This window comes from Mesorhizobium sp. W016 (assembly GCF_054719485.1).
Genome location: NZ_JBTTIF010000002.1, coordinates 3,648,021 through 3,671,703, shown reverse-complemented (window position 1 = coordinate 3,671,703; position 23,683 = coordinate 3,648,021). Strand labels below are relative to the sequence as shown.

The window sequence follows — 23,683 nt, the reverse complement described above, 5'->3', positions numbered from 1 at the left end:
ATGCCGTCACAGTCGTGGCCATCATGGGCGCGACAATGCCATTTCGGCTGATCCAAACGGTGAAGCCAGCCTGACATGTGGCGCGGCTCGGCTGAACGGTGCACAATGCCGGTTCAGCCAGCGCAAGAAGGCATGACCGATCATGTACCAGCCTCCCCATTTCCAAGAAACGCGGCCGGACGTCCTGCACGGGCTGATCCGGACGCATCCGCTGGGGTTGCTGATCTCCAACGGCACCGATGGCCCGGTCGCCAATGCCATTCCTTTCCTGCTTGATGCAGAGGTTGGGCCGAATGGCCGGCTGCGCGCCCATCTGGCCAGGGCCAACCCGCAATGGCGTCAGCTGGCCGACAATCCGACATCGCCGGTGCTGGTCGTCTTCCAGGGCGCCGACGCCTATGTGACGCCGTCCTGGTACGAGACCAAGCGCGAGACCGGCAAGGTCGTGCCGACCTGGAACTACGCCATTGTCCAGGTGCGAGGAACCGTCAGAGTGATCGAGGATTCCGCCTGGATCGCACAGCAGATCACCGAGCTGACGCTGTCGCAGGAAGGCGCCCGCGAGGCACCCTGGGCGGTGACCGATGCGCCGCCGACCTTCATCCAGTCGCAAATCAAGGGCATTGTCGGGCTTGAGATCGAGATCGCCGAAATCAGCGGCAAGTGGAAAGTCAGCCAGAACCGGCCTGTCGCCGACCGCGTCGGTGTCGCCGAAGGGCTGGAGAAGGACGCCGCCGGCGCGCCCGACATGGCTCGGCTGGTGCGGAGCTGGGGTGGCATCGACAGCTAGCTGGGGTGGTCTTAGATGGTTCCAAAGGCGTCAGCAATTCAGTTGCCTGCCGGCGCTGCTCCAATGCGGAAATTCGTCTGTCTCGGCGCATCGTTTTGGTTTGGTTTGCGAGCCCGACGGAATAGGCGGAACGTAGTTTTTGCCACCGGCAACCCCGACGCCGTGTAGCGGAAGATACATCCCAGCCGGCCAAGCACCATCGCGCAGACGATGGCAACAGCACAGCCAAGGCCGAATCCGGCGACAGTGTCGCTCGGATAGTGCGCGCCGATAAAGATTCGGGTCGATGCGACCGACAAGGTTGCAGCCAGCAGCACCCATCTGCGCTGGGGCAACAACAGCAGCGCAATGCCGAAAATGACGCCCATGGTCGTGGCATGGCCGGACGGGAAGCTGGCAAAGCGCGCCTCCATGGAAAAAGGATGCAGCGACAGATCGCCGAGCTTGTCGAAATTCATCGGCCTGGCTCTGCCCACGCCATATTTCAGCACGTTGACGACCATGGCCGAGAGTGCGATCGAACCCAGCACCATGAAAGCAAAGCAGGTCCAGTTGTAGAAGGTCATCCGCGCGCGCCGGGAAAGGCTGCGCCAATCCGCCAGATTCGCCGCAATCAGCACCAGTACCGACGGGACAAGATACCAGCCGCCGAGGCCGAAGAAGGTAAAAAACTCGGCGATGCGAAAGACATTGGTCGAGCCTGAAGCCCACTCCCTCGCCATGGTGCCCGCAAGATGGTCGAAACGGAGCGACACCGCGACCGTCAGCAAAAGCCAGGCCACGACCCAGACCGACCACAGGATTTTCGGGTGGCGCGCCGGGCGCGTCGCCAGGCGATGCCGTACAATCCCGAAAGTATCGCGGAAATTATCGACAGACTGCCGGAGCATGGCAGGCATAGCGGCACGCGCCGGTGATGGCGACTTCGTCAACATGCGGAGCTCGAAGCGATCATCGAAGAGATATCAGTTCGCCACACGGTACAGGCCGAGCGACAATTTATCACCTGACGAATAGTTGATGCCGTCGATCTCGGCGACGCGGCTGGCCTTCTTGCCTTGCTCTGCCAGCAGGTCATCCAGCCGTTTTTCATCGCCGACCGGCGCCAGGCCCAAAGCGCAGGCCGGATCGCCAAGCAGATGTTGCGCAACCCCATCGACATCGGTCAGTACCGTCTTTGTGCCCACCAGAAATACCAGGCTCGGTTCGTGATATTGCGCGGAGGCGAGCACGCTCATCTCACAGGGACGATCGGCGCGAACCGCAGCCTCGATTTCCCGGCTCATCCAAATCGGTTTCAGTGACGGCACGATGACACCGAACAGCAGGGCGTAGGTTATACCGGCGCAAACCGCAGCCCCGCCGATGCGGACCAGCGGCACCAGCTTCTGGCGCGAAACAGCGAGGTAGCCGGCGCCCAATGCTGCCGCGGCGGCCGGAACGCTCCACCATAAAAATGTCTTCATGAGATAGATCGGCGCACCGACGCAAAGCACGGCGAGACCGACTGTCACCAGAACGGTGCCGAATGCGGTCGCCCACCACAGCCATGTCTGCCAGCGCCTGAGCGGCGCATTTGCCTCTTGCGGTGTCAGCGTCAAAAGCCAGCCGATGAGCAGGGCCATGCCGGGATAGGCCGGCAGCACATAATGCGGCAGTTTCGTCGGGATCAATTCGAAGACCAGCCAGAACGGAATGTACCAGGCGAGGCAGAAACGCAGGCGCGGATCGTCGCGCAATCGGTTGAGCGCCTGCAGTCCGGCGCCGAGCGCCACAAGGCCGAACGGCCACATGAACAGGCAATAGGTCAGCACGTAGAAGCCCGGCGGAACGCCGTGCGACTCCTCGCCTTGCGCGACCTTGCCGAGCATATCCTTGCCGACGGCCTGCTGCAGGAAGGCGCCGTTGCTCTTCCAGGTGATAAGGGCGAGCCAGGGCAGCACGATCAACAGCACCAGAATCAGCCCACGCCCGGCTTTCAGCCTCGCCAGCCAGCGCCAGTCGCGCTCGAAGGCAACCAGCGTGAGCACCGTCAGCGCCGACAGCAGCGGTGCAATCGGCCCCTTGATGAGGATCGCCGCGCCCTGCGCAGCCCAGAAAATCCACGGCAGATGGCCGGCGACCGGCTCGTTGCGGCGCGATGCCAGATAAATCTGCGCCAGCGCGCCTTGCGCCAGAACGCAGCAGGCAAGCAGCATCGCGTCGGTTTTGGCGTCGCGGCCTTCGAAGGCGGTGGCGAAAATCGCCGCCATGACCAGGCCGGCGGCAAGACCGGCATTGGCGCCGAACAGATTGGCCCCGGTCCAGGCGATTGCGACGACGGCGATGGCGATGCCCAGCGCCGAGATCAGCCGGTAAATCCAGATCGGCGCCTGTGCCCCCTCGCCGCTCAGCGTCACCGCCGCCGATTGCAGCCAGTAGATGCCGATCGGCTTTTGGTAGCGCGACGCATCCTGGAAGCGGATGTCGACATAGTCGCCGGTCTCCGTCATCTGCTTGGTCGCCTGGACGAAGCGCGGCTCGTCGCGGTCGAGCGGCGGCAAAGAGGCCAGTCCCGACGCCGTCATCATCAGGCTGAACAGGAAGAGAAAGATGTAGTTCCTGCTCATTTCGACACCGGACAGACTGGTCAACACCGGACAGACTGGATTTGGCGGGACTGGTGGCTCAGTCGACCTTGGTCATCGCCGCCTTGCGCTCATTGGCGATGAGCCATAAATTTCTGACATAGATCACCATGCCCATGGCCTGGCCGGCGATGAACACCGGATCCTCACGCTGGATGGCGTAGACGAGCAGCAGCCCGCCGCCGAACAGCGAGAAGAACCAGAAAGCGATCGGCACGACGCTGCGCTTGGCCTTTTCCGAAGCGATCCACTGCACCAGGAAGCGCATGGTGAAGAAGAACTGGGCAACGAAGCCGAGCAGAACCCAGGCGTCGAACTGCTTGACGAAAACCTGGTGCAGCCAGGCCGCCAATTCCTGAAACACGTTAGCCATGCGTGATTTCCTCTACCTTTGGCATTCTGCGGCGCCGGCGCCGAAGCCACCAGACGCCGGCGAGATCGAGCGCGCCCTGCAGGCCGCGATCGAAGATGCCGTAATTCGACTTGCCGTGGCGGCGGGAGCGGTCGACGACGTCGCAATGGACGACGCGGTAGCCTTCCTGGATGACAAGCGCCGGAACGAAACGATGCGTGCCGTCGAAGAAGGGCAGTTTGCGCAAAATATCGGTGTGGATCGCCTTCAGGCCGCAGCCGGTGTCGCGGGTGTCGTCATGCAGGATCGCGCCGCGCAGCCAGTTGGCGAAACGCGATGCCAATTGCTTGATCTTGCTGTCGCGGCGCTTCAACCGCTGCCCCTGCGCGGCGCCGAAATCGGGCCCTGCCCGACGCAGCGCATCGACCAGCACGGGGATATATTGCGGGTCGTTCTGGCCGTCGCCGTCGATGGTGGCGATTATCGAGCCGCGCGCCGCCCAGGCGCCCGAGCGCACCGAAAGCGACTGGCCGGCGGATTTTTCGTGCCGAAGCTGCCGAAGCGGAAACGGACGTTTGGCGGCTTCAGCGGCAAGCACCGAAGCGGTGTCGTCAGTCGAACCGTCATTGACAACGATGATTTCGAAGTCGCGCCCGGTCATCGCCGCCTCGATCTCGTCGATCAGCAGCGGCAGGTTCGCCGCCTCGTTGCGGCAGGGAATGACGATGGATATCAATGCGTCCGGCATATCGCGTCGGGCTCTGTCACAAGATATGGCATTCGGTGGATGCCGTGCGGTGCCGTTCCAGCGGATCGAACCCGTTGGCGCGGCGCCTCATTACGCCAGCCGACAGGATGAAGCAAGCATGCGCGGCAGTGCAGAATAGGCTGTCCATGCCGGCGCAAAATCGGAAACCACTTTTGCTTGACGCGCTTGGATGCTAAACGCCCGCGTTCAGGCCATGCCGGGCCGTTCGGACCCGGCGCTTTCAGGAAGAAACAATGCCCGCCTTCAAGTCCGATTTCCTGCGCGTCATGAGCGAGCGCGGCTTCATCCACCAGATTTCGGATGAGACCGGGCTGGATCAACTTTTCGCGAAGGAAACCGTGACCGCCTATGTCGGCTACGACGCCACGGCGACCAGCCTGCACATCGGCAATCTGATATCGGCGACCATGCTCTACTGGATGCAGGAGACCGGCCACCGGCCGATCGCACTGATGGGCGGCGGCACCTCGATGATCGGCGACCCGTCCTTCCGTGACGACCAGCGCAGCCTTTTGACGCCCGAGGCGATCGCCACCAACATCGAGGGCATCAAGCGAATTTTTGGCCGCATCCTGCGCTTCGGCGACACTGGCAATGACGCCATCATGGTCAACAATGCCGACTGGCTGATGAAGCTCAACTATGTCGAGTTCCTGCGCGATGTCGGCCGCCACTTTTCGGTCAACCGGATGCTGACCTTCGACAGCGTCAGGCTGCGGCTCGAGCGCGAACAGTCGCTGTCCTTCCTCGAATTCAACTACATGATCCTGCAAGGCTATGATTTCGTCGAGCTCAGCCGCCGCCACGACTGCCGGCTGCAGATGGGCGGTTCGGACCAGTGGGGCAACATCATCAACGGCGTCGATCTCGGCCACCGCATGGGCACGCCGCAGCTTTATGCGCTGACCACGCCGCTGCTGACGACATCGTCGGGCGCCAAGATGGGCAAATCGGCCAAGGGCGCGGTGTGGCTGAACGGCGACCTCTTCTCGCCCTATGATTTCTGGCAATACTGGCGCAACACCGAGGATGCCGACGTCGAGCGCTTCCTGAAGATCTTCACCCGGCTGCCGCTTTCGGAGATCGCGCGGTTGGCCGCCCTTGGCGGCTCGGAGATCAACGAGGCCAAGAAGGTGCTGGCCACAGAAACCACGGCCATCGTGCACGGCCGCGAGGCGGCGCTCGCGGCCGAGGAAACCGCGCGCAAGACGTTCGAGGAAGGCGTGACGGCCGAAACCCTGCCGAGCGTCGAGGTGGATGGCGCAGCGCTGGAAGCTGGCATCGGCATCCTGTCGCTGCTGGTCACCGCGGGCCTTGCCGGGTCGAACGGCGAGGCGCGCCGGAATATCCAGGGCGGCGCCGTGCGCCTCAACGACCAGCCGGTGGCGGACGACCGGCGGATGGTGACGCCTCAGGATTTGAGTCCGGAAAACGTCGCAAAGCTTTCAGTGGGCAAGAAAAAGCACGTGCTTGTGCGGCCTGCCTGAGCCGTCTTCTGGGATCCTCAGCGATACTCGAAGATTGACCGGAAAATGCCCGGCGCGATTACCGATAGCGGGTTGATGTCCAGCACCGGCTTGTTGGCGTTGCCCTTAAGCCGGTAGGTGACGCCGATCAGGCCTCGGTCGCGGCCGTTGCCGAGCAGAACGCCGACCAACGGCAACTCGCCGAAGATGCGGTTGAGGCCATAGGCCGGCATGAAGGTTCCGGTCATGTCCATATTGTTGTTCTGGTCGTAGAGCGTGCCTTGGAAGGTGGTGCCGATGCGCGGGCCGCGCAGCACGCCATTCGCCAATTTCAAATAGCCCGACCCCTTGTCGATCTCGGTAAAGCCGCGCTCGAACTTTACCCGCGAAGTGTCGATCTTGCCCTTGACCGCTTCGTTCAGGCTGCGGCTGTCGCCGGCTGGCGTAGTCGATACGATGGACGCAAGCTTCGGTTCATTGACGATGAAGAAGTTGCTCGAATCGACCTGTCCCCGCATCGGGCCGTCGGCTGCGCCGCTGAGCGCCAGCGTGATCGATCCGCCTTCCATATGCTCGTAGATGTTGAGGAAGCGCAATATGGCGCCTGCGTCGGCCGACTTCATGGTGAGCGCGCGAGCACCATTGCCTGCCGTATTGCTGATGGTGATGGCGGCGCCGGAACTTGCCGCGGCGCTGACCTTGAGCCTGTTCACCCTGGAGCCGGCGGCACTGTAGTCGAGCTTCAAATTGGACAGGACCTCGTCATGGAACCCGCTTAGCGAATTGACGTCGGCGCTAACCGAAACCGCGTCCGTGCCGGTGGTTTTGGTGGCGGTATCGACATCGGAGGTGAACTGCTTGATCAGCGAGCGGGCATCGAGCGCGTTGCCGCTGACATCGACTGCGAAGCCCTTGCCCGACCGCTTCACCGTCACGGCGACATCGTCGCCCCGGTTCAAGGCGACTTTGCTGAAGCGGGCCGAAGACAGCGCGCCCTTGACCAGGACGACATCGCCTTCGACCGAAAAGCTCTTTCCGTCGAGGTCGAAGTCAGACAGCGTCGTGGTATCGCCGGACTTGCTCATTGTAAAAGTGGCATTGGCGGCAATGCCCGGCCCCTTGCTCCAGCCTGCCCAGGGAATGTCCAGCCTGGCGCTCGTCAGGTCAACGTCGACGTTCTGGCTGCCGCCTTCGCCGCTCTTGTCGATTGTCACCTTGATGGTGCCGGAAATCAGCGGCGACAGGCCAGGCATGGCGATGGCGCGCGTCTTGTCGTCGAGCACAAGCGCCACCTTGCGGCTGCGCGGCGGCCCGCCATCCCTGAGCGGCTCAACCAGATCGAGCTCGGCTGGAATGCCGTTCAGCCGCGCCTTGGCAGAGATCACCGCCTTGCCGGGCCCGACTTCGATCGAGCCGTCGGCATCGGTCACCATCTGGCCTTCGAACGGCTTGGCGAGCGACAGGTCCTTGTAGTCGAGCGATACCAGCCAATCGAGCTTCGACGTGTCGACGCCGGATTGCAACGGAATGTCGGCCTTGACGTGGCCGGTCACCGTGCCCGACAGGTCGTCCGGCAAGATGCCGACATGGCGCATGGCGTTGATCGGTTCGTAGGAGGCAAGTTCGGCGATGGCCGGCGCCTCGCCGGCGACGTCGATGTCGAGCGCGCCGATCACCGGCGGGTGGTTTGCCGCCTTTACCGACAGTGTGCCATTGCTTGCCGCCACGGTGCGGCCGCTCGGCATATAGACGCTGCCCGACGACAGCGCGACGTCGACATCGTTGCCGTGGAAGGAAACGACGCCGACGGCATCGCGTATCGGCGGGATGCGGCCGGCGGTGTCGAAACGCGAGCCCTCGACCTGGAAGCGGCCGAACACCTCGTCGGCCGAAAGCGGCACGCCGTTGCCGAGACGCCCCGGCACGACCTGGAACTGCAGGCTGGCATCGACGACGCGGCCGCCAAACAGGTTCTGCAGCACCCACAGCCGCGCGTTCTTGGCCGAGAACCAGGGCCACAATTGCTTGACGTGCGAGACCGCCATGTCGTGGACGTTGAGCGACACCGAGATACCCGGCGGTCCGTTGTCGATGAAGGAAACCGCAGCGGTTCCCAGCACTTCGCTCCCCGATCCCGACCTGATGCCGATCTGGTCGGCGACAAGCTTGCGGCTCTTGATCTGATAGACGCCGGCGATGCGGGCGAAGAAATTCAGCGCCGGCTCGGGCGATTCCGAAGGCGCCAGCGTCGAGCCGTCGCTGGTCAGGTCGTAACGATAGGAAGGCTCCTCGCCGGCCGCGCCGGTCGACGGCTTTGGCCCGATCGAGCCGGCGAAATTGAACGCCGAGCGCCCGGTCTTTAGAACCAGCCTGCCGACATCGATCTTGTTGGAGCCGGAGACAAGGGCGGCGTCGACATCGACATCGGCCGGCAACAGCCCGCGTGTGCCGAGGTCGAGCACCGAGCCGGTTAGCGACAGCGAGCCCGTCAGCCGCGAATCGGTCTCGCCCGAGCCTTCGGATCCCGTGAGCTTCAAAGCCATCGCGCCGGTTCGCCCGCCGGCCGCCGGCGTTGTCTCCGCGACATCCGCCATGTCGATGGCGGCGTTCAAGGCGGTAACGCGCATCGAGCTCGTATCGCGGGTGGCGGTGGCCGTGACGGTGAGCGCGCGGCCATCGACATCCGCCTCGGACGAGAACTCCATGCTGCCGGGGCCTGACTGCAGCACCGTGGCGTTGGCGATCGTGACCAGCTTGACCGATCCGGCCTCGGGCAGCTCGAACGCGACATTTCTAAGATCGATGCGGCGCATCGAATCCTCGCGCACGGCATCGAGTGCACGATTGACGTCACTGAAGACGACGGCGGCCAGTTTTTCCGGATCGATGAGACCGTCTTGATTGCGCAGGCGCGCTATCCAGTCACCACCCGACGGCATTGCCGCGGTGACGATATGGGCGTCGGAAATCCTGGCGCTGGTCAGCCGAACCTCGCCCGAAAGCAGCGGGACCAGCCGGATGCCGAAGCGGACGCGCCCGGCATCGGCCATCGGCTTGCCGTCGGCCGTCTCGACGCTGACATCCTTGACCTGCAGCGCAATGAAGCTCGATCCGTCAAGTGTCAGGCTGGCAGGACCGACGGCGACTTTGACGTCGAAACCGGCCAGTTTCTCGATCGCCGTTTCGGCTTCCAACCGCAGCCGTTCGCTGCCGATGCCGGTGGCGCCGATGACGTAGACGGCGGCCGCCGCCAGCAGCACAAGGGCTCCAATGCCGGCAAACAGCCGGGCAAGGATGCGAAAGCCGCGGCCGATCCGTGCCTTGCCGAGCGGCGGCACGCGGCAAGCGGACGGGAAAGCCCCCAGGTCGGTGATCTCGTCACGCCTGAACCGGATTTTCTCGTGCTGCGGTTCTTCCTGATCCACGCAATTTTCCGTTGTGCGAATTCGATCGTGGACGAATCCCCGCCCGACACTATAACGACGCAGGCTAGAGCATGATGCCGAAAAGTGTGAGGCGGTTTTCTCGGACAAACGGTTTCCGTTTGTCCAGACATCATGCTCTATCTCTTTGATTTAGGGCCGCGTAACCTCAAACAAGGGCATCGATATGGCTGATCTCGACGTTGGCGACGTTGCGCCGCAATTCGATCTTCCGCGCGACGGCGGCGGCTCGATCAGCCTTGCCTCGATGCGGGGGAAGCCCGTTGTACTTTATTTCTATCCGCAGGACGACACCACAAGTTGTACCAATGAGGCGATCAGCTTTTCGCAGCTGAAGCCGGAGTTCGAAAAGGCCGGCGCCGTGGTGATCGGCCTGTCGCCGGACAGCGTGAAGAAGCACGACAAGTTCAAAACCAAATACGATCTCACCGTCGACCTGGTTGCCGACGAGGAGCGCAAGGTGATCGAGGCTTACAATCTGTGGGTCGAAAAGACGATGTATGGCCGCAACTATATGGGCGTCGAGCGGGCGACGTTCCTGATCGGCAAGGACGGGCGGATCGCCGGGATCTGGCGCAAGGTCCGGGTGAAAGGCCATGCCGAAGCAGTGCTGGAGGCGGTCCGCGCGCTCTGAGGCGCCACCGATCTGGCCAACGCCGCGCAGTGCATTAGGGGCATAAGACATATATGCGGTTGGCTGACACCGTTGGTCACTAGCGCGCCCGCGAACGGCAAAACTTTGTTAACCCTAATAATGTGTAATCGGGCTTCGTTGGTGTCGTAACGAAAGCTTGGTCCCGTGAACCTAACCGGTCAGTCAGCGGTCTTCGGCAGGCGCAAGGAGCCGCATACGGTCATCATTGCGCGGGGCAATGAAATACGACATTTCACCATCCGGCCGTGGCTCGTCGCCTTTCTCGGCTCGGCACTGGCGGCGATCGCCATCGGCTATCTCTTGGCGACCTCCTATCTCGTGCTGCGCGACGATCTGATCGGCGCCACCACGGCCCGGCAGGCGCGCATGCAGCAGGCCTATGAGGATCGCATCTCGGCGCTTCGCGCGCAGGTCGACCGCATCACCAGCCGCCAGCTTCTCGACCAGAAACTGATGGAGACCAAGGTCAGCGAATTGATCGAGCGGCAGAGCCAGCTCAGCCAGCGCCATGGCCGCCTCGGCCCGATTCTCGAGCGGGCCGAAAACGAGGTCGGGACGCCGCCAACCGCTGATGCCGCAGCGACAACAAAACCCGACGAACATGCCGAACTGACTGGCGGCGAGCCACTCGCCTATTCGGTCGCCAGCCTTGGTTCGGGCGACACCAGGCCATTCTCGCTGTGGTCGACACGTTCCGATCCGCTGCCCAGCGAAACGGCTGCGGACCGTGCCGACAAATTGTTCGTCTCGATCAATGATTCACTGAAGGCTATCGAAAGCCAGCAACTCACCCGCATCGAAACCCTGGCCGACAACGCCTACAAGAACGCCGATGCCATCACCCAGGCGCTGGAAGCGGCCGGTCTGCCGGTCGACAGTGATTTCGGCAAAAACGAAAGCGATGTCGGCGGACCGCTGATCCCGCTTGACAGCTCGATGATGTTCGACAGCAAGGTCAAGGAACTGGACGAGGCGCTGGATACGCTCGACCAGTTGAAGAAAGAGGCGCGGCGGCTGCCGCTCGCCAACCCGGCGCCGGGCCACTCCGTCACCAGCCCGTTCGGCGTGCGCACTGACCCCATCCTCGGCACCGCTGCCCTGCACTCGGGCATGGATTTCCGCGCGCCGGTCGGCATGGCAGCCAAGGTCACGGCGGCCGGAATCGTTACCAAGGCCGGCTGGAACGGCGGCTATGGCCGCATGGTCGAGGTCGATCACGGCAACGGCTTTGCCACGCGCTACGGCCATCTGAGCGAGATCGACGTTGCCGTCGGCCAAAAACTCGCAGCCGGCGACATCATTGGCAAAACCGGCAGCAGCGGCCGTTCGACCGGCCCGCACCTGCACTACGAAGTCCGCCACAATGGCGAGGCCATCGACCCGCTGCGCTTCCTGACCGTCGGCAAGAAGGTCGAGCAGTATCTGTAGGGTCAAGCCAGGCGGCTGGTTGCACGCCCCCGCCTCCTTCACCCGTTGTACCATCCTGTTGTTTGGCAATCCGACATCGCGTGCTCCGGCGTCACGTTCTGGAGCCTGCGGCTGCCGCGCGCTTTGCCGATGCTGTTCTCATCGCTGAGGATTGCCTCGGCCACCGCCGTGATCGGCGCCATTGTCGGCGAATGGATCGGCTCCGACCAAGGACTTGGCGTGCTGATCATCCAGGCGTCCTTCAACTACCAGTCGGACCGCCTCTACGCGGCGATCGTGCTGTCATCGGGCCTGTCGATCGTCCTGTTTTGTCTTGTGGTGCTGATCGAGCGCCGGACGATCCAATATTGAGCAGATGCGTCAGGCGGGTCGCGGTGGCGTCCGTCGTGGCTGACCGGTCAGGATTTGACATGGATGTCTCGCGGGAATTTGGTCAGCGTCTCATGGCCGGTCTCGGTCACCAGAATGGTCTCGCTGATCTCGATGCCCCAGCCATCCATCCACATGCCAAGAATGGAGTGCACGACATTGCCGGGTTGCAGCGCGGTCTTGTCGCCGGGCCGCAGGCTGATCGTGTGCTCGCCCCAATCCGGGGGATAGGCGACGCCAATGGAGTAGCCGATGCGCGATTCCTTCTTCAGCCCGTAGCTCTGGATAACCTTGCGCCATGCGGCCTCGACCGCTTCGGCTGTGGTCCCCGGCCTGACCGCGTCGAGCACCGCATCCATGCCTTCGATCACCGCCTTTGCGGTGTCGGCGACACGGGCCGGCGTCTTGCCGAGCTGCATCGTTCGGGCTAGGCCGGCGGCATAGCGGCGGCAGACACCGGCAAGTTCGAGCGCAATCGTTTCGTCCTTGCCGAAGCGCCGATCGCTCCACATGATGTGCGGAGCCGATGCATTCTCGCCGCCGAGGATGGTCGGCGGCAGTGCCGTGATGTCGCCGGCGAAGTCTGGACTGCCGGCAATCTGCGCCGCCTGGATCGCGGCAATCGCATCGCATTCGCGCACGCCTGGCGCGATGACTTCGAAGGCCCGCGAAACCGCCGATTCGGCAAGTGTCGACGCCTTGCGCAGATAAGCAATTTCGGGCGCGGATTTGACGGCGCGGATCCAGTTCACCAGCAGATCGGCGTCGTGCCATTTCGCATTGGGCAGGCCGGCGACGAGCCGGGCATGCGCCTTCGGCGAGAAATAATAGGCCTCGAGCTCGATGCCGATATGTCTCGCGCCCCAGCCCTTGGCGACGATGCAGGCCGCTATCCAGTCCATCGGATGGCGATCGGCGCGCTGCACGTGGTCCTCGGGGAAGCCGACCACATTCTCCGGCTTCATCCAGGCCGTCAGCAAGCCGCCTGCCGCATCCATGGCGCGGCCGATCCAGACCGGCTCGGCCTCGTTTTCGATCGGGACAAGCACGACCTGCGGCGTGTAGAACGACCAGCCGTCATAGCCGGTGATGTAATGCTGGTTGGCGACATCGTTGACGACCAGCAGTTCCAGCCCACGCGCCGCCATCTCGGTGCGGATCTTCTTGAGCCGCCGCTGGTACTCATCGCGCGCAAAAGGCAATTCGATCATCGGTTTTCCTGCTGGATCACTGGTCGGGCGAGCCCCGCGCCCGCCTGACGTCATTCACCATTGCGGTGGTTTCAGCCCGGCTGCAATCGGCCAGCGCGGCGCATGGGACAGGTCCTGCACCGCGTCTGGGAACCATTCCGAATTATTTTTGAATTCCATTTGACTGAATAAATTACCTGTGCAAGTCTTAGCCTTCCTAAAGGGCGCGGGACATGGCACTGCGGGGAACCAATCAGGAGTTCGGGCGGCCTTACAACCGGCGCATCGTGCTGGAGTCCATCCGCCTTCACGGTCCCATAGCTCGCGGCGACATTGCCGGCCGCGTTGGCCTCACCGTCCAGACCGTATCGACCATCGTTCGCGAACTCGAAGAGCATGGCTATGTGCTGTCGCTGCGCGAAGAGCCGCGCGGACGCGGGTTGCCGCCGGCGACGCTCAGGATCAACCCCGAGGGCGGCTATGCCGTCGGCGTCCACCTCACCCCGCTGGGGATCGACGCGGCGCTCATCAATCTCAGCGGCGATGTCATCGAGAGCATGCATCGCGAGGCGCCGCATGCGACGCCCGACCATGCCTTCGAGCTGATCGGCGCGATGGTGCCCGAGCTGACCGCGCTGCGGCCCGGCGGACGCGTGCTCGGCATCGGCATGGCGCTGCCTGGACCCTTCGGCGTGGAGTCGATGAGCTTCGTCGGCCCGACGACCATGGCCGGCTGGAAGGATGTCGCGCTGCCGGAACGGCTGGCGGCGTCGACCGGGCTGCCGGCCTTCTTCGAAACCGACATGGCGGCGGCGGCCATGGGCGAACGGCTTTACGGTCTCGGCTCCGGTTATTCCGAATACTACTACCTCTATTTCGGCGTCGGCCTCGGCGGCGTCATCGTGCATGACGGCGCGGTGATGCGCGGCGCCTGGGGCAATGCCGGCGAAATCGGACACATCCCTGCCGTTCCCGGTGGCGAGCCTTGCCCATGCGGTAACAGCGGCTGCCTCGAACGGTATCTCTCGCTCGAAGCACGTCGCCGCCGCAACATCAGCGACGCCGCCTGGGTGGCCGAGATCGCGCCGATCTTCCGCAACGCCATCGTCACCATCGAGAATGTGTTCGACCCGGAAACCGTCATCCTCGGCGGGCTTGCGCCCACCGACCTGCTCGAAAAGCTGGTCGGCGCGGCGGGACAGCTTCCCAATTCGGTCTCGGCGCGGCGCGACCGCAAGACACCGCGCGTGACGGTGGCGACCGGCGGCAAGCATTCGGTGCTGCGCGGCGCTGCCGCATTAGCCGTTTCGGGCGTGCTGTCGCCGCGCTTCGGCCAGATGTTCATTGCCGAGCGCGAGCGCCGGTCCGACCTCATGCACAGCAAGGGAGTGGCGGCATGACCGAACCGCTGCTGGTACTCGAAAACGTCACCAAGAATTACGGCGCCATTCATGCGCTGAGGGGCATCAGCTTCTCGATCGGCAAGGGCGAAGTCGTGGCGCTGCTCGGCGACAACGGCGCCGGCAAGTCGACACTGGTCAAGATCATCGCCGGCGGCCTCGAGCCGAGCTCCGGCCGCATGCTGTTCGAGGGCAAGGAATTCCTGGCGAAAACGCCAGCCGAGGCCAAGGCTGCCGGCATCGAGACCGTCTACCAGGACCTGTCGCTCTGCACCAATGTCGACGTCGTCGCCAATTTCTTCATGGGCCGCGAAATCACCCGCAAGGTTCTCGGTGTCCCCATCCTCGACGAGCGCGCCATGGAGGCCGTGGTCGGCAAGGCGCTGGCAAGTGCCGGCACCCGCATCCCGTCGCTGCGCACCAATGTCGAGCATCTCTCGGGTGGCCAGCGCCAGGCCATCGAACTCAACCGCTTCGTGCATTGGGGCGGCAAACTGGTGCTGCTGGACGAGCCGTTCGCGGCACTCGGCGTCGAGCAGACCAGGCGCGGTCTCGAGATGATCCGCCAGGTGGCCAACCAGGGCATCGGCGTCGTCATCATCACCCATATCATGCAACAGGCTTTCCAGGTCGCCGACCGGATCGTGGTGATCCGGCAAGGCGTCGTGGCCGGCGATGTCGCACGCAACAAAACAAGTCCCGATGCGGTGATCAACATGATCACCGGTGAGACGCTTGCCGGTGCCGGACCGGCAGGTTGAGGGACAAAAGAGGGGTCCGGTATAAAAGAGGAGCGAACGACATGAAGCGAATACTGGTTCTTGTCTTCGGTATCCTGGCACTGGCTCTTGCCTCGCTCACGCCGGCAATGTCCCAGACCAAGGGCACCGTCTATTATATGGTCCCGACCCTGCTCGATGAATTCCAGACCGGCTCGGTGAGCGCGCTGGAGCTGTTCCTCAAGCAGGTCGGCTATGAGGTGAAAACACTCAACGCCGACAACAAGACCGACGCGCAGCAATCGCAGATGAACGACGTCATTGCGCTGAAGCCGGCGGCGATCATCCTGGCCGCCGTCGATTTCAACGCGCTGAAGCCGTCCATCGAAGCGGCGCGTGCGGCCGGCATCCCGGTGGTCGAGTTCGACCGCCAGATCACCTCGACCCCGTCGGATTTCACCTCGGTGGCGGGCACGGTCGAGATCGGCTACGTCGCCGCCGAGCAGGCGCAAAAGCTTCTGACCGCCAAGAACGGTTCTGTGAAGGGCAAGATCCTGCAGGTGCTCGGCGATCCCGGCGATCCCTACACGCTCGACATCCAGAAGGGTTTCGAGGAGAAGTTGAAGGCGTTTCCTGACGTCAAGATCATCTCGCTGCCGGCCATGCAATGGGAAGCCAGCAACGCCGGCACGATCGTTGCCGACCAGATGCTCGCCAACCCCGACATCGACCTGATCTTCAGCCATGCCGCGCACCTGTCGGTCGCAGCCGTCGCCTCGCTCGAGGCCGCCGGCAAGAAGCCGGGCGACGTCATGCTGATGAGCTCGAACGGCGCTCCGGTCGGTCTCGACCTGATCCGCAAGGGCTGGCTCAATGTCGAAGTCGAGCAGCCGCTCTACGCGCAGGCCGCGGCCGTGGCGATGTTCATGGACAAGATCGCCGGCAAGCAGGAAATCAAGCCTGGCGAGTATGACGTGCTCGGCTTGAAGTCGACCGTGACCAAGGAGAGCTGGGGCCCCAACATCAAGATCCCGGGCGCCGCCATCACCAAGGAAAACGTCGACAATCCGGCCTTCTGGGGCAACCAGAAGCCGCCGACGGACACGATCAAGTCTGTCGAATAGTCGCCTAGCGAAGCGCTCCGGGCCATTGCGGCCCGGAGCCTGCCCATTCACGACGCCGCGTCCCAGGACACCGTGGCGAACCTAAACCCGCGCCTGAACCCGACGAAATCGAGTTGATTTCTCAGCCTGATTTTCTCGGGGGCGCCAACCGGATCAGCCCATGAACCCGCGCAGCCGCAAAGCCCTGGAGTTCGTCCTCGACAACCTCGTCTGGTTCATGCTGATCTTTGTGCTGGTTGTCTTTTCCGTCTTCGTCCCCAACTACTTCCAGCTCGGCATCTTCGCCAACATCATCGAGGCCTCGAGCGTTCTCGGCGTGATGTCGATCGGCCTGTCGCTGGTCATCATTGCCGGCCATATGGACCTGTCGGTGGAATCGGTAGCCGCACTCAGCGCCATGGCGGTCGGCATCCTGTTCTGCTCATCGGGCATCGGCATGGGCATACAGCTCAATCCGCAATGGCTGATGGTTCCGGTTTCGCTGCTGGTTGCGCTGGCCGTCGGCGGCCTCATCGGCGCCTTCAACGGCTATCTCGTGGTCAAGGTGAAGATGAGCGCCTTTATCATTACGCTGGCGTCCTACATCTGGGTGCGCGGCCTGGTGCTGGTGATTTCCGGCGGCCGCTCGGCACAGGATCTGGCGCCGGCCATCCGCTGGTTCGGCATCCAGCGAATGGCCGGCCTGCCGCTGACCGCCTGGATCGCCGTCGCCTGTTTCGTCCTGTTCTCGCTGCTCATGGCCAAGACGCCGTTCGGCCGCCACCTCGTAATGATCGGCGGCAATGAGACAGCGACCTTCCGCGCCGGCATCCGCGTCAACCGCAACCTGATCATCGCCTTCGTGCTGGCTGGCGCCATCGCCGGCCTCGCCGGCTGGCTGCTCGCCATCCGCACCTCGGGCGCCACCGCCAATCTCGGGACCGGGCTGTTGTTCAACGCCTTTGCCGCCGTCGTCATCGGCGGCGTCAGCCTGAAAGGCGGCGTCGGCACCTTGCCCGGGGTCTATGCCGGCGTGCTGCTGCTCTCCTCTATCAACACGGCGATCAATCTGATGGGCCTGCCGGCGAATTTCACCCAGGTGATCCACGGCCTTTTGGTGCTCGCCGCCGTGCTGCTCGACGCCTTCAAGCAAACCATTCGCCAAAGACTGGCATAGGAGACGGCTGGCATGACAGGACGGCTCGAAAGCAAGGTCGCGCTGATCGTCGGCAGCGCGCGCGGCATCGGCAAGGGCATCGCCCAGCGCTTTGCCGAAGAAGGCGCAAGGCTGGTCCTGGCCGACAGCGAGGCCGAAGCCGGCCAGGCGACCGCGGACGAGCTCGGCGCGGATTTCATTCGCACCGACATCTCGCAAATGGCCGATGCAGAAGCTGCGGTGGCGCTGGCGCTGAGCCGCCATGGCCGCCTCGACATCGTCGTGCAGAATGCCGGCATCTATCCCTGGCAGCTGATCGAAAACACCAGCCCGGACGACTGGGACCGGGTGATGGCGGTCAATCTGCGCGGCACGTTCAACGCCACGCTGGCGGCGCTGGCGCCGATGAAGGCGCAAGGTTACGGGCGCATGCTCTACACCTCGTCGATCACCGGTCCGCACGTCACCAGCCCCGGCCACGGCCACTATGCCGCCAGCAAGGCCGGCATCAACGGCTTCATCCGCTCGGCGGCGCTGGAATTTTCGGGCTACGGCATCACCGTCAACGGCGTCGAGCCCGGCAACATCCTGACCGAAGCGATCGAGCTGCATCGCGGCGCCGCCTACATCAAGAACATGGAGGATTCGATCCCGCTCGGACGCCTCGGCAGTCCGCGCGACGTCGCCAACGCCTTCCTGTTCCTCGCCTCCGACGATGCCAGCTACATCACCGGCACCACCATCGTCGTCGACGGCGGCCAGTTGCTGCCCGAAGGCAAGGATTTCCGGCTGCTGCCGCCGTGATCAGCCGGATTTCTTGTACAGCAGCAACTCAGGCCGGTACTCGAAGTGCATGGTGTCGTAGTGATACCAGCGCCCGCCCCAGATGAAGCCGTTTTTCTCGAAAAATTCCACGATTTCCAGCGGAATCCGGTTCTTGAAGGGAATGTGGGCCTTCGGGTTGGTTTTGTTCCTGTTGTTGTACCAATAGTCGGAGAAGCCGACATTGATATCGAAGGCCGCTCCGAACGAGTGAACGCTCAAGCGGTCGGTGCCGGCGATCGGCCGCCAGACAAAGCCGCCGCCGGGCTTGAGCCCGTAACGGCTCAGCTCCGCGGGCATCGCCTCAAGCGCAGCGGAGACCTTGCCCAGCCGGTCGTTGATGCCGAAAATCCTGGTGACCTGCACGGTCTTCTTGCCGAGCTTCGGCAACCATTTGACGTTGGCGATGTGCTTGCCCACCTCGGCGGCACTTGCCCCGTAGAGCTTCTCGAAGAAAGGTTCATTGCGGATACGGCCGGGATCGAAATCCTCCGCCGGGACCAGCGCGCCCTCGGCTGCTCTGGGATAGACGTAGCGAAACATGTCTTCGATGTCGGGGCTCTCAAGCAGCGCGTCGGCGTCGCGCGCCTTGCCGTCGTCCCACATCATCGTGGTGCCGTCGGTCCAGGACAGCACATTGCCCGAGATGGTGAAAAGTCCGGGATAGGCCTTGAGCAAGGCAGCCTTGGCGGCCGGCTGGTCGACGCCGTCGCCCGCATTCCCTGCATAGGCGAAGCGTCCAGTGCCGACGATTGCCAATGCGAACAGCAACCGCAGCATCAGGCGCCCTGGATGATCCATCATTGTCCTGCCTTCCCGGAGGGCTTTCGTTCATCGTGTATTTAACAAGGCTGCTGTACCATGCTGGTCGAATCGAACGGGAGACAAATCGTGTCAAAAACCTTCAATGCTTTGATCCGGATGACGTTTACATTCATCTGCCTGGTCGGCCTGGCCTCGTCCGTCTCTATTCTTTTTCCAGCCACCGCATCCGCCCAGCGGATGCAGCGATGCGCCGACGAAGGCGAAATCTGCCGCCTGCCCTACCCCTCGGAAGTGGTCTACGGCGCGCGCGGGCAGACCACTTCGCGCTTCATCGATCGTCGTGCCGTGCCGTGTACGAATCGCGTCTTTGGCGACCCGGCGCCCGGCCGCGACAAGGCTTGCTATATCGTGAGGCGCGGCGGCGGTGACGACTATGGCGACAACAACGACGATGACAATTACGGTGATGACGACTACGGCCAGGGCGGCGGCAGATGGGTGGCCTGCGCCTCGGAGGGGCGGTTCTGCGAGTTCCGTGGCCGCAAACTGGTGAGATACGGGGCGCGTGGCCAGTACGTCCAGGGCGTATTCAGGAACGGCGTCACATGCAGCGTCGACGCCTTTGGCGAGGATCCCATCCGCCGCGTGAAGAAGAACTGCTACGTCAAGCGATAGGTTGCACTGGGAAAGAAGTGCGGGTGCGGCTCATTGCGGCCGCGCCCGGCATTCGAGATATGGTCGGCCGGGATATGGTGGGCGATGACGGGCTCGAACCGCCGACATCTTCGGTGTAAACGAAGCGCTCTACCAACTGAGCTAATCGCCCGCTCCGGCCGGACCTTTAAGCGGTCGCAACCGGCTTCGCAAGGCCAAATGAACAGCTGCGAGCTTAGCCGCACAGTGGTTTTCGCGGGCAAAGTGCCGCCCGTCAAAAAACCTTCTCCTGTTTGCGTTTATGCTGTCCAGCTGCGCTTGACACCCGGTGGCGAACCCCTTATCCACCGCCCCAACGACGAACACGGCTGACACGTGCTCGTCCAATGCGCGGGTGTAGCTCAGTTGGTTAGAGTGCCGGCCTGTCACGCCGGAGGTCGCGGGTTCGAGCCCCGTCACTCGCGCCATTAATTTCAAGGGGTTAGCTACCGCCCCTTGAAAAGTTTCAACTCTCATTCTCCGGAGAGTTTCAACTTTCTGTATTCGTTCCGTTCCAGGCCAAGCAGCGTTCTGCCCTTGCGGCGGCTGGCATCGGCTGAGCGGACGGCGGCCAGATTGACCGGCATATAGGTCTTCTGCAGCGCCTTGTTCTCGTCGATCGAATTGCCCATCTTGGCCGAGATTGCCTCGACCGACGCGCCTCCGGCATTCGCCTCGACCGCGCCGGAACGCCGCATGTCCATCAGGCGCCGCTTCTCCGCTGTCCCGAACACCAGCGTGCGCAGATCGGCGAAGTCGTCGACCAGGGAATCCTTCGTGTAAGGCACGCCGGCGCGCGGCCGGCCGCCCTTCGGGCCCGGCGCGAAACCGCGCGAGCGAAAGATCGGCGCATCGTCAAGCAGGGTGACGCCCAATGATTCGACATAGGCCAGCACCAGGCGCTGCGTGCGTGACGACAGCGTGCCGAAAGCCGCCTCGCCACTCTTGCTGCGTGCAATCAGAAAACCCCATTCCTGTGCTGTCTGCATTGCCTGCGCCGGTGTGAGCGTGCGTACGTCGACCGGTGAGAAGCTCGTGTCCCACGCAACGGCGATGATGCACGCCAGTCCGCGGTAGCCGGCGCGCCAGGCGCCCTTGACCATGCGCACGGCCTCGCCTGCCGTCCACGTCTGGTGCCGCGGTGTTGGCGTCTGGCGGCGGATCGCCTGCGATGGGTCGGAGCCAGGTGGGCATAGCTTCATGCCTGCCATGACATTGTAGAGCGAACGCCACGTCTTTACGGCACGGTAGGCGGTGTCGACCCCCTTGACCCGCAGCAGACGGCCATACCAGTCGTCGAGCAGCTCGAGCGTGATGTCGGCTGGCGGCAGGTCGGCGAAGTACGGCTCGATGAAGGTCCAGCCGCGCTCCCAATCCTCGCGGGTGCGCGGTGGCTTGCGCCTCCATGCATCCATGCGGCGGTAGCGTGCGAAGGCGTCGCCGATCGAATCCTTTGGCCATACATGCAGGCGCGACGGCTCCCTGCCCTTGCGAAATTCCTGCCAGCGGTCTTCCCACTCCCTGGCGATCGTCCAGGCCTTAGGCCCGTCGATTCCACAGGAAATGCATTCGAAGCCAGCTTCGATCATCTTAGGCGTCGGCAGCCAGTAGCCGTATTTGCCCTTACGAATGACGTAGTGCTTCAACTTGATCTTACCCAAGGGTCGCCAGCCTCGCTCTTGCAATGTCGATGCTAGACTGCGCGCCGGATCCTGATCCTGCAAGACCCGCGCGTCGATCCAACCAGGCGTCGATCGCAACCAGGTCGTAGTTGCCGGTAATTGGGCAGGACTTGGGAAAGCCTTGATCCTGCAACGAGGGCAGCAATTCCATGAATTCCCGCAGCGTCAGGTGCAGATAACGCGCCGCCTTGATCGCCGGTACCAGCCGCGGTTGCACCGGGAAGCGGATAGATGACGGTTGTAGTGTGTGGGTTTGGCTCATGACACCACAACTCTATTCACCATCCATCGGGCAGGGGATGGGCGCCTTGTCGCATAGCATGCGATTTTCCTACTCCGTGATCTCGTTATTCCTGCATCGAAGGTGAACGAGGCTTAGAATAGCGGCCTTTCTCCCCCATGCCTATTCATCCAATTCTTAATCGCAGAATCGGCAGCCACAGGGCGAGAATACTTATAATCGGCGGCTTCGGAGCCGCTACGCCCGGGCGCCACAGGCGGCATATTCGCGGCACCAGCTTTCCTGATGCTCTGCCCTAAATATCGCGGATAAGGTTATGGTTGAATGAGCCAGCGTTAGCTTTGACGCCTCTAGACAGCTGTTATTCAAGATGATGAAAAGAAGGAATTTCCGCGCCCAATTGAGAGAATGGAGCGTCCACTGGTAATCCCGCTTTTGCTCGGCTCGATCAAGGAGGTCGCGGGGATCGGCGACAGCTTGGTAATCAGCCAAACGTGAAGCAGAATACCTCGACGCCGGGGCCAAAAAATTCGATGTCGAATTGGCGATCTACGATCGGCCCTAGTTGTCGGATAAGCTGGAACAGGCGTTGTTCGCTTACCGTTCCGTTGCCGTGTTCATCAACGTCAAGTCCGTGAGATCCGCCTGGTGGGTGACCATCGACAAGGACGCGGAACTCTACGGACGATCCCGGCGATGCCGGCCCCATAACAAGATGCAGATCGCGGGCGTGAAAGCGGTACGTTATGCGGCCATTGGCCCTTTTCGCCGACACGCCGTCGCTTCCCATGATCCAGTCGCCCGTAAGCGCCCATTCGTTCGGGCGCAACTGTGCCGGCGCTTCGAAGAGATGCGGCTTGTTGCGAATTACTCCGCCAAGGGACGCAAAGCCTTGGGTACGTTCATAGCCAACATAATTTTCCCGAGACTTCAGGTTGGCTTTGTCGGCTGCGGCTTCGAGGCCGCGCGCATCGACCGACACCAGATCACTGCCTCCGACCTCGTTGCCACCCTCTGCCAGCAATCGCTGAATGATCTTCTCGGACTCGTTGTAGGATCCTTCACCGAAATGCTGATCACGCACTCGCCCTTGAGCATCGATGAAATAGAATGCCGGCCAGAAGTTGTTGTTGAAAGCGCTCCAGATCGCTCCCTTGCTGTCGACGGCGACGGGATAGTCGACCCCCAGCGCTTTCACCTCTCGGCGGACGTTGTCGATGTTCTTCTCAAACCGGAACTCCGGCGAGTGGACGCCGATCACGACCAACCCCTGGTTTCGGTATTTTTCCGACCAAGCGCGGAGATAGGGCTGTGCGCGCATCCAGTTGATACAGGTGTAAGTCCAGAAACTGACAAGGACGACTTTTCCACGGAGTGCCGTCGGCGTCAGTGGTGGCGAATTGAGCCACTCTTCGGCTTGCGTGATTGACGCCAACTCCGATTGGCCGGCAAACCAGCCGAAAATCGAGCCCTGGACGGATGAGCCCTGCGATCCTTTGGAACTCATCGATAGTCCCATAGCGTCGGCCCCAAAACTGCCATTCGGCAGCCCAATCGAAGTGATGAGTAGGAACGAGGCCAACAAGAGGTTCGTCTTCATGCGCGAACTCCCTCCATGGTTTGATTGTGGTCTTCCGCGCGGAAAATTGATGGCGGGCTTGCCCGCCATCATTTTAGGCGCCGTTCGCGGGGGCAATGACGGGGACTATTTCATCCCGCCGAGGGCATTCACGTTGGCGCAGAACTCGGCGTAGGGCTTGCTCATCGCCGCGTCGTTGCATTCGCGCATGATCATTTCGCGCATGGGCTTCGGCTTGGCCATGAAGACCGCCTTGAACTCAGGCATAGGCTTCAGGGCCTTCATCGAGGCGTCAGTGTAGAATGGCCCGATGTTGTCGACGACGTCGAGTGCGCCGGCGAGGGCTGTGCTGCCGACACAAAAAAGTGCAAATGCACCGAGACCAATCGCTTTGATGTTCATGGTGTAGACCTCTCTTGTTTTCGCCATCGTCC

The 23,683-nt window shown here is 62.7% G+C and carries 21 protein-coding genes, 2 tRNA genes and 1 pseudogene; 12 read left to right on the top strand and 12 right to left on the bottom strand.

Annotation, left to right across the window (positions count from 1 at the left end; genetic code table 11):
- The first annotated feature begins 142 nt into the window (after positions 1-142).
- A complete protein-coding gene (locus ACYG9V_RS18185) occupies positions 143-790 on the top strand; it encodes an FMN-binding negative transcriptional regulator (protein ID WP_023700865.1) in 648 nt (215 codons plus the stop codon).
- 38 nt (positions 791-828) lie between these two features.
- Here ACYG9V_RS18185 and ACYG9V_RS18180 read toward each other — a convergent pair whose 3' ends face one another.
- The 4 genes from ACYG9V_RS18180 to ACYG9V_RS18165 form a co-directional block, all read right to left on the bottom strand.
- The gene (locus ACYG9V_RS18180; RefSeq protein WP_352764997.1) at positions 829-1,689 is read right to left on the bottom strand and encodes a phosphatase PAP2 family protein; all 861 of its coding nucleotides are present in this window, start codon (positions 1,687-1,689) and stop codon (positions 829-831) included.
- 66 nt (positions 1,690-1,755) lie between these two features.
- A complete protein-coding gene (locus tag ACYG9V_RS18175) occupies positions 1,756-3,399 on the bottom strand; it encodes an ArnT family glycosyltransferase (RefSeq protein ID WP_352764996.1) in 1,644 nt (547 codons plus the stop codon).
- Between the two features lie 58 nt (positions 3,400-3,457).
- Positions 3,458-3,790, bottom strand: coding sequence for a lipid-A-disaccharide synthase N-terminal domain-containing protein (locus ACYG9V_RS18170; RefSeq protein WP_023822407.1), 333 nt, complete (start codon positions 3,788-3,790; stop codon positions 3,458-3,460).
- The gene (locus ACYG9V_RS18165; protein WP_023690217.1) at positions 3,783-4,517 is read right to left on the bottom strand and encodes a glycosyltransferase family 2 protein; all 735 of its coding nucleotides are present in this window, start codon (positions 4,515-4,517) and stop codon (positions 3,783-3,785) included. The genes ACYG9V_RS18170 and ACYG9V_RS18165 overlap by 8 nt, the downstream gene beginning before the upstream one ends.
- 254 nt (positions 4,518-4,771) lie before the next feature.
- On the opposite strand from ACYG9V_RS18165, the gene tyrS reads away from it, so the two are divergent.
- Positions 4,772-6,025: a tyrosine--tRNA ligase gene (tyrS, locus tag ACYG9V_RS18160; protein WP_352764994.1), complete on the top strand. Its 1,254-nt coding sequence runs from the start codon at positions 4,772-4,774 to the stop codon at positions 6,023-6,025.
- A 17-nt stretch (positions 6,026-6,042) separates the two neighbouring features.
- On the opposite strand, the gene ACYG9V_RS18155 is transcribed toward tyrS, so the two are convergent.
- A complete protein-coding gene (locus tag ACYG9V_RS18155) occupies positions 6,043-9,429 on the bottom strand; it encodes a YhdP family protein (RefSeq protein WP_352764993.1) in 3,387 nt (1,128 codons plus the stop codon).
- A 184-nt stretch (positions 9,430-9,613) separates the two neighbouring features.
- Between ACYG9V_RS18155 and ACYG9V_RS18150 the strand changes: the two genes are divergently transcribed.
- The 3 genes and pseudogenes from ACYG9V_RS18150 to ACYG9V_RS18140 form a co-directional block, all read left to right on the top strand.
- Positions 9,614-10,081 (top strand): peroxiredoxin, encoded by a 468-nt coding sequence (locus ACYG9V_RS18150; protein ID WP_023706427.1) that lies wholly within the window; start codon positions 9,614-9,616, stop codon positions 10,079-10,081.
- A 165-nt stretch (positions 10,082-10,246) separates the two neighbouring features.
- Positions 10,247-11,530 carry a M23 family metallopeptidase gene (locus ACYG9V_RS18145; RefSeq protein WP_023690221.1) on the top strand — a complete coding sequence of 428 codons (1,284 nt, stop codon included), beginning with the start codon at positions 10,247-10,249 and terminating at the stop codon, positions 11,528-11,530.
- 93 nt (positions 11,531-11,623) lie between these two features.
- Positions 11,624-11,881: pseudogene (locus ACYG9V_RS18140) on the top strand (ABC transporter permease); the annotation flags it as partial.
- 47 nt (positions 11,882-11,928) lie between these two features.
- Here the strand turns inward: ACYG9V_RS18140 and ACYG9V_RS18135 are convergent.
- Complete coding sequence (locus tag ACYG9V_RS18135) at positions 11,929-13,110, bottom strand: M24 family metallopeptidase (RefSeq protein WP_352764991.1); 1,182 nt, start codon at positions 13,108-13,110, stop codon at positions 11,929-11,931.
- Positions 13,111-13,322: 212 nt separating this feature from the next.
- Between ACYG9V_RS18135 and ACYG9V_RS18130 the strand changes: the two genes are divergently transcribed.
- The 5 genes from ACYG9V_RS18130 to ACYG9V_RS18110 all read left to right on the top strand — a co-directional run bounded on the left by ACYG9V_RS18130 (position 13,323) and on the right by ACYG9V_RS18110 (position 18,271).
- Positions 13,323-14,489 carry an ROK family transcriptional regulator gene (locus tag ACYG9V_RS18130; protein WP_023694099.1) on the top strand — a complete coding sequence of 389 codons (1,167 nt, stop codon included), beginning with the start codon at positions 13,323-13,325 and terminating at the stop codon, positions 14,487-14,489.
- On the top strand, positions 14,486-15,250 hold the full coding sequence (locus tag ACYG9V_RS18125) for an ATP-binding cassette domain-containing protein (protein ID WP_023669142.1): 765 nt from the start codon (positions 14,486-14,488) through the stop codon (positions 15,248-15,250). The genes ACYG9V_RS18130 and ACYG9V_RS18125 overlap by 4 nt, the downstream gene beginning before the upstream one ends.
- Positions 15,251-15,291: 41 nt before the next feature.
- Entirely contained in the window at positions 15,292-16,332 is a 1,041-nt protein-coding gene (locus ACYG9V_RS18120) for a sugar ABC transporter substrate-binding protein (RefSeq protein ID WP_023684845.1), read from the top strand.
- A 160-nt stretch (positions 16,333-16,492) separates the two neighbouring features.
- Positions 16,493-17,488, top strand: coding sequence for an ABC transporter permease (locus tag ACYG9V_RS18115; RefSeq protein ID WP_023706422.1), 996 nt, complete (start codon positions 16,493-16,495; stop codon positions 17,486-17,488).
- A 12-nt stretch (positions 17,489-17,500) separates the two neighbouring features.
- Entirely contained in the window at positions 17,501-18,271 is a 771-nt protein-coding gene (locus ACYG9V_RS18110) for an SDR family oxidoreductase (RefSeq protein WP_023706421.1), read from the top strand.
- On the opposite strand, the gene ACYG9V_RS18105 is transcribed toward ACYG9V_RS18110, so the two are convergent.
- The gene (locus ACYG9V_RS18105) at positions 18,272-19,093 is read right to left on the bottom strand and encodes a M15 family metallopeptidase (protein ID WP_155923561.1); all 822 of its coding nucleotides are present in this window, start codon (positions 19,091-19,093) and stop codon (positions 18,272-18,274) included. It lies immediately after the preceding gene.
- A gap of 57 nt (positions 19,094-19,150) precedes the next feature.
- Here ACYG9V_RS18105 and ACYG9V_RS18100 point away from each other — a divergent pair, with 57 nt between their 5' ends.
- Positions 19,151-19,729, top strand: coding sequence for a hypothetical protein (locus tag ACYG9V_RS18100; RefSeq protein WP_245260457.1), 579 nt, complete (start codon positions 19,151-19,153; stop codon positions 19,727-19,729).
- A 75-nt stretch (positions 19,730-19,804) separates the two neighbouring features.
- Here ACYG9V_RS18100 and ACYG9V_RS18095 read toward each other — a convergent pair.
- Positions 19,805-19,880 (bottom strand) — tRNA-Val (locus ACYG9V_RS18095).
- A 218-nt stretch (positions 19,881-20,098) separates the two neighbouring features.
- Here ACYG9V_RS18095 and ACYG9V_RS18090 point away from each other — a divergent pair.
- Positions 20,099-20,175, top strand: a tRNA-Asp gene (locus ACYG9V_RS18090).
- Positions 20,176-20,220: 45 nt separating this feature from the next.
- On the opposite strand, the gene ACYG9V_RS18085 is transcribed toward ACYG9V_RS18090, so the two are convergent.
- The 4 genes from ACYG9V_RS18085 to ACYG9V_RS18070 form a co-directional block, all read right to left on the bottom strand.
- Positions 20,221-21,408: a protein kinase family protein gene (locus ACYG9V_RS18085; RefSeq protein ID WP_023697539.1), complete on the bottom strand. Its 1,188-nt coding sequence runs from the start codon at positions 21,406-21,408 to the stop codon at positions 20,221-20,223.
- A complete protein-coding gene (locus ACYG9V_RS18080; RefSeq protein WP_023697538.1) occupies positions 21,401-21,691 on the bottom strand; it encodes a hypothetical protein in 291 nt (96 codons plus the stop codon). The genes ACYG9V_RS18085 and ACYG9V_RS18080 overlap by 8 nt, the downstream gene beginning before the upstream one ends.
- Before the next feature lie 463 nt (positions 21,692-22,154).
- Positions 22,155-23,270, bottom strand: coding sequence for a redoxin family protein (locus ACYG9V_RS18075; protein ID WP_023704336.1), 1,116 nt, complete (start codon positions 23,268-23,270; stop codon positions 22,155-22,157).
- Positions 23,271-23,375: 105 nt separating this feature from the next.
- Positions 23,376-23,651: a hypothetical protein gene (locus ACYG9V_RS18070; protein WP_023669154.1), complete on the bottom strand. Its 276-nt coding sequence runs from the start codon at positions 23,649-23,651 to the stop codon at positions 23,376-23,378.
- Positions 23,652-23,683 lie beyond the last annotated feature (32 nt).

Excerpts from the sequence above, each read along its gene's own strand:
- ACYG9V_RS18185 (WP_023700865.1), top strand. The coding sequence starts at position 143 with ATGTACCAGCCTCCCCATTTCCAAGAAACGCGGCCGGACGTCCTGCAC.
- ACYG9V_RS18180 (WP_352764997.1), bottom strand. The coding sequence starts at position 1,689 with ATGCCTGCCATGCTCCGGCAGTCTGTCGATAATTTCCGCGATACTTTC.
- ACYG9V_RS18175 (WP_352764996.1), bottom strand. The coding sequence starts at position 3,399 with ATGAGCAGGAACTACATCTTTCTCTTCCTGTTCAGCCTGATGATGACG.
- ACYG9V_RS18170 (WP_023822407.1), bottom strand. The coding sequence starts at position 3,790 with ATGGCTAACGTGTTTCAGGAATTGGCGGCCTGGCTGCACCAGGTTTTC.
- ACYG9V_RS18165 (WP_023690217.1), bottom strand. The coding sequence starts at position 4,517 with ATGCCGGACGCATTGATATCCATCGTCATTCCCTGCCGCAACGAGGCG.
- tyrS (WP_352764994.1), top strand. The coding sequence starts at position 4,772 with ATGCCCGCCTTCAAGTCCGATTTCCTGCGCGTCATGAGCGAGCGCGGC.
- ACYG9V_RS18150 (WP_023706427.1), top strand. The coding sequence starts at position 9,614 with ATGGCTGATCTCGACGTTGGCGACGTTGCGCCGCAATTCGATCTTCCG.
- ACYG9V_RS18135 (WP_352764991.1), bottom strand. The coding sequence starts at position 13,110 with ATGATCGAATTGCCTTTTGCGCGCGATGAGTACCAGCGGCGGCTCAAG.
- ACYG9V_RS18130 (WP_023694099.1), top strand. The coding sequence starts at position 13,323 with ATGGCACTGCGGGGAACCAATCAGGAGTTCGGGCGGCCTTACAACCGG.
- ACYG9V_RS18125 (WP_023669142.1), top strand. The coding sequence starts at position 14,486 with ATGACCGAACCGCTGCTGGTACTCGAAAACGTCACCAAGAATTACGGC.
- ACYG9V_RS18120 (WP_023684845.1), top strand. The coding sequence starts at position 15,292 with ATGAAGCGAATACTGGTTCTTGTCTTCGGTATCCTGGCACTGGCTCTT.
- ACYG9V_RS18115 (WP_023706422.1), top strand. The coding sequence starts at position 16,493 with ATGAACCCGCGCAGCCGCAAAGCCCTGGAGTTCGTCCTCGACAACCTC.
- ACYG9V_RS18110 (WP_023706421.1), top strand. The coding sequence starts at position 17,501 with ATGACAGGACGGCTCGAAAGCAAGGTCGCGCTGATCGTCGGCAGCGCG.
- ACYG9V_RS18105 (WP_155923561.1), bottom strand. The coding sequence starts at position 19,093 with ATGATGGATCATCCAGGGCGCCTGATGCTGCGGTTGCTGTTCGCATTG.
- ACYG9V_RS18100 (WP_245260457.1), top strand. The coding sequence starts at position 19,151 with ATGCTGGTCGAATCGAACGGGAGACAAATCGTGTCAAAAACCTTCAAT.
- ACYG9V_RS18080 (WP_023697538.1), bottom strand. The coding sequence starts at position 21,691 with ATGAGCCAAACCCACACACTACAACCGTCATCTATCCGCTTCCCGGTG.
- ACYG9V_RS18075 (WP_023704336.1), bottom strand. The coding sequence starts at position 23,270 with ATGAAGACGAACCTCTTGTTGGCCTCGTTCCTACTCATCACTTCGATT.
- ACYG9V_RS18070 (WP_023669154.1), bottom strand. The coding sequence starts at position 23,651 with ATGAACATCAAAGCGATTGGTCTCGGTGCATTTGCACTTTTTTGTGTC.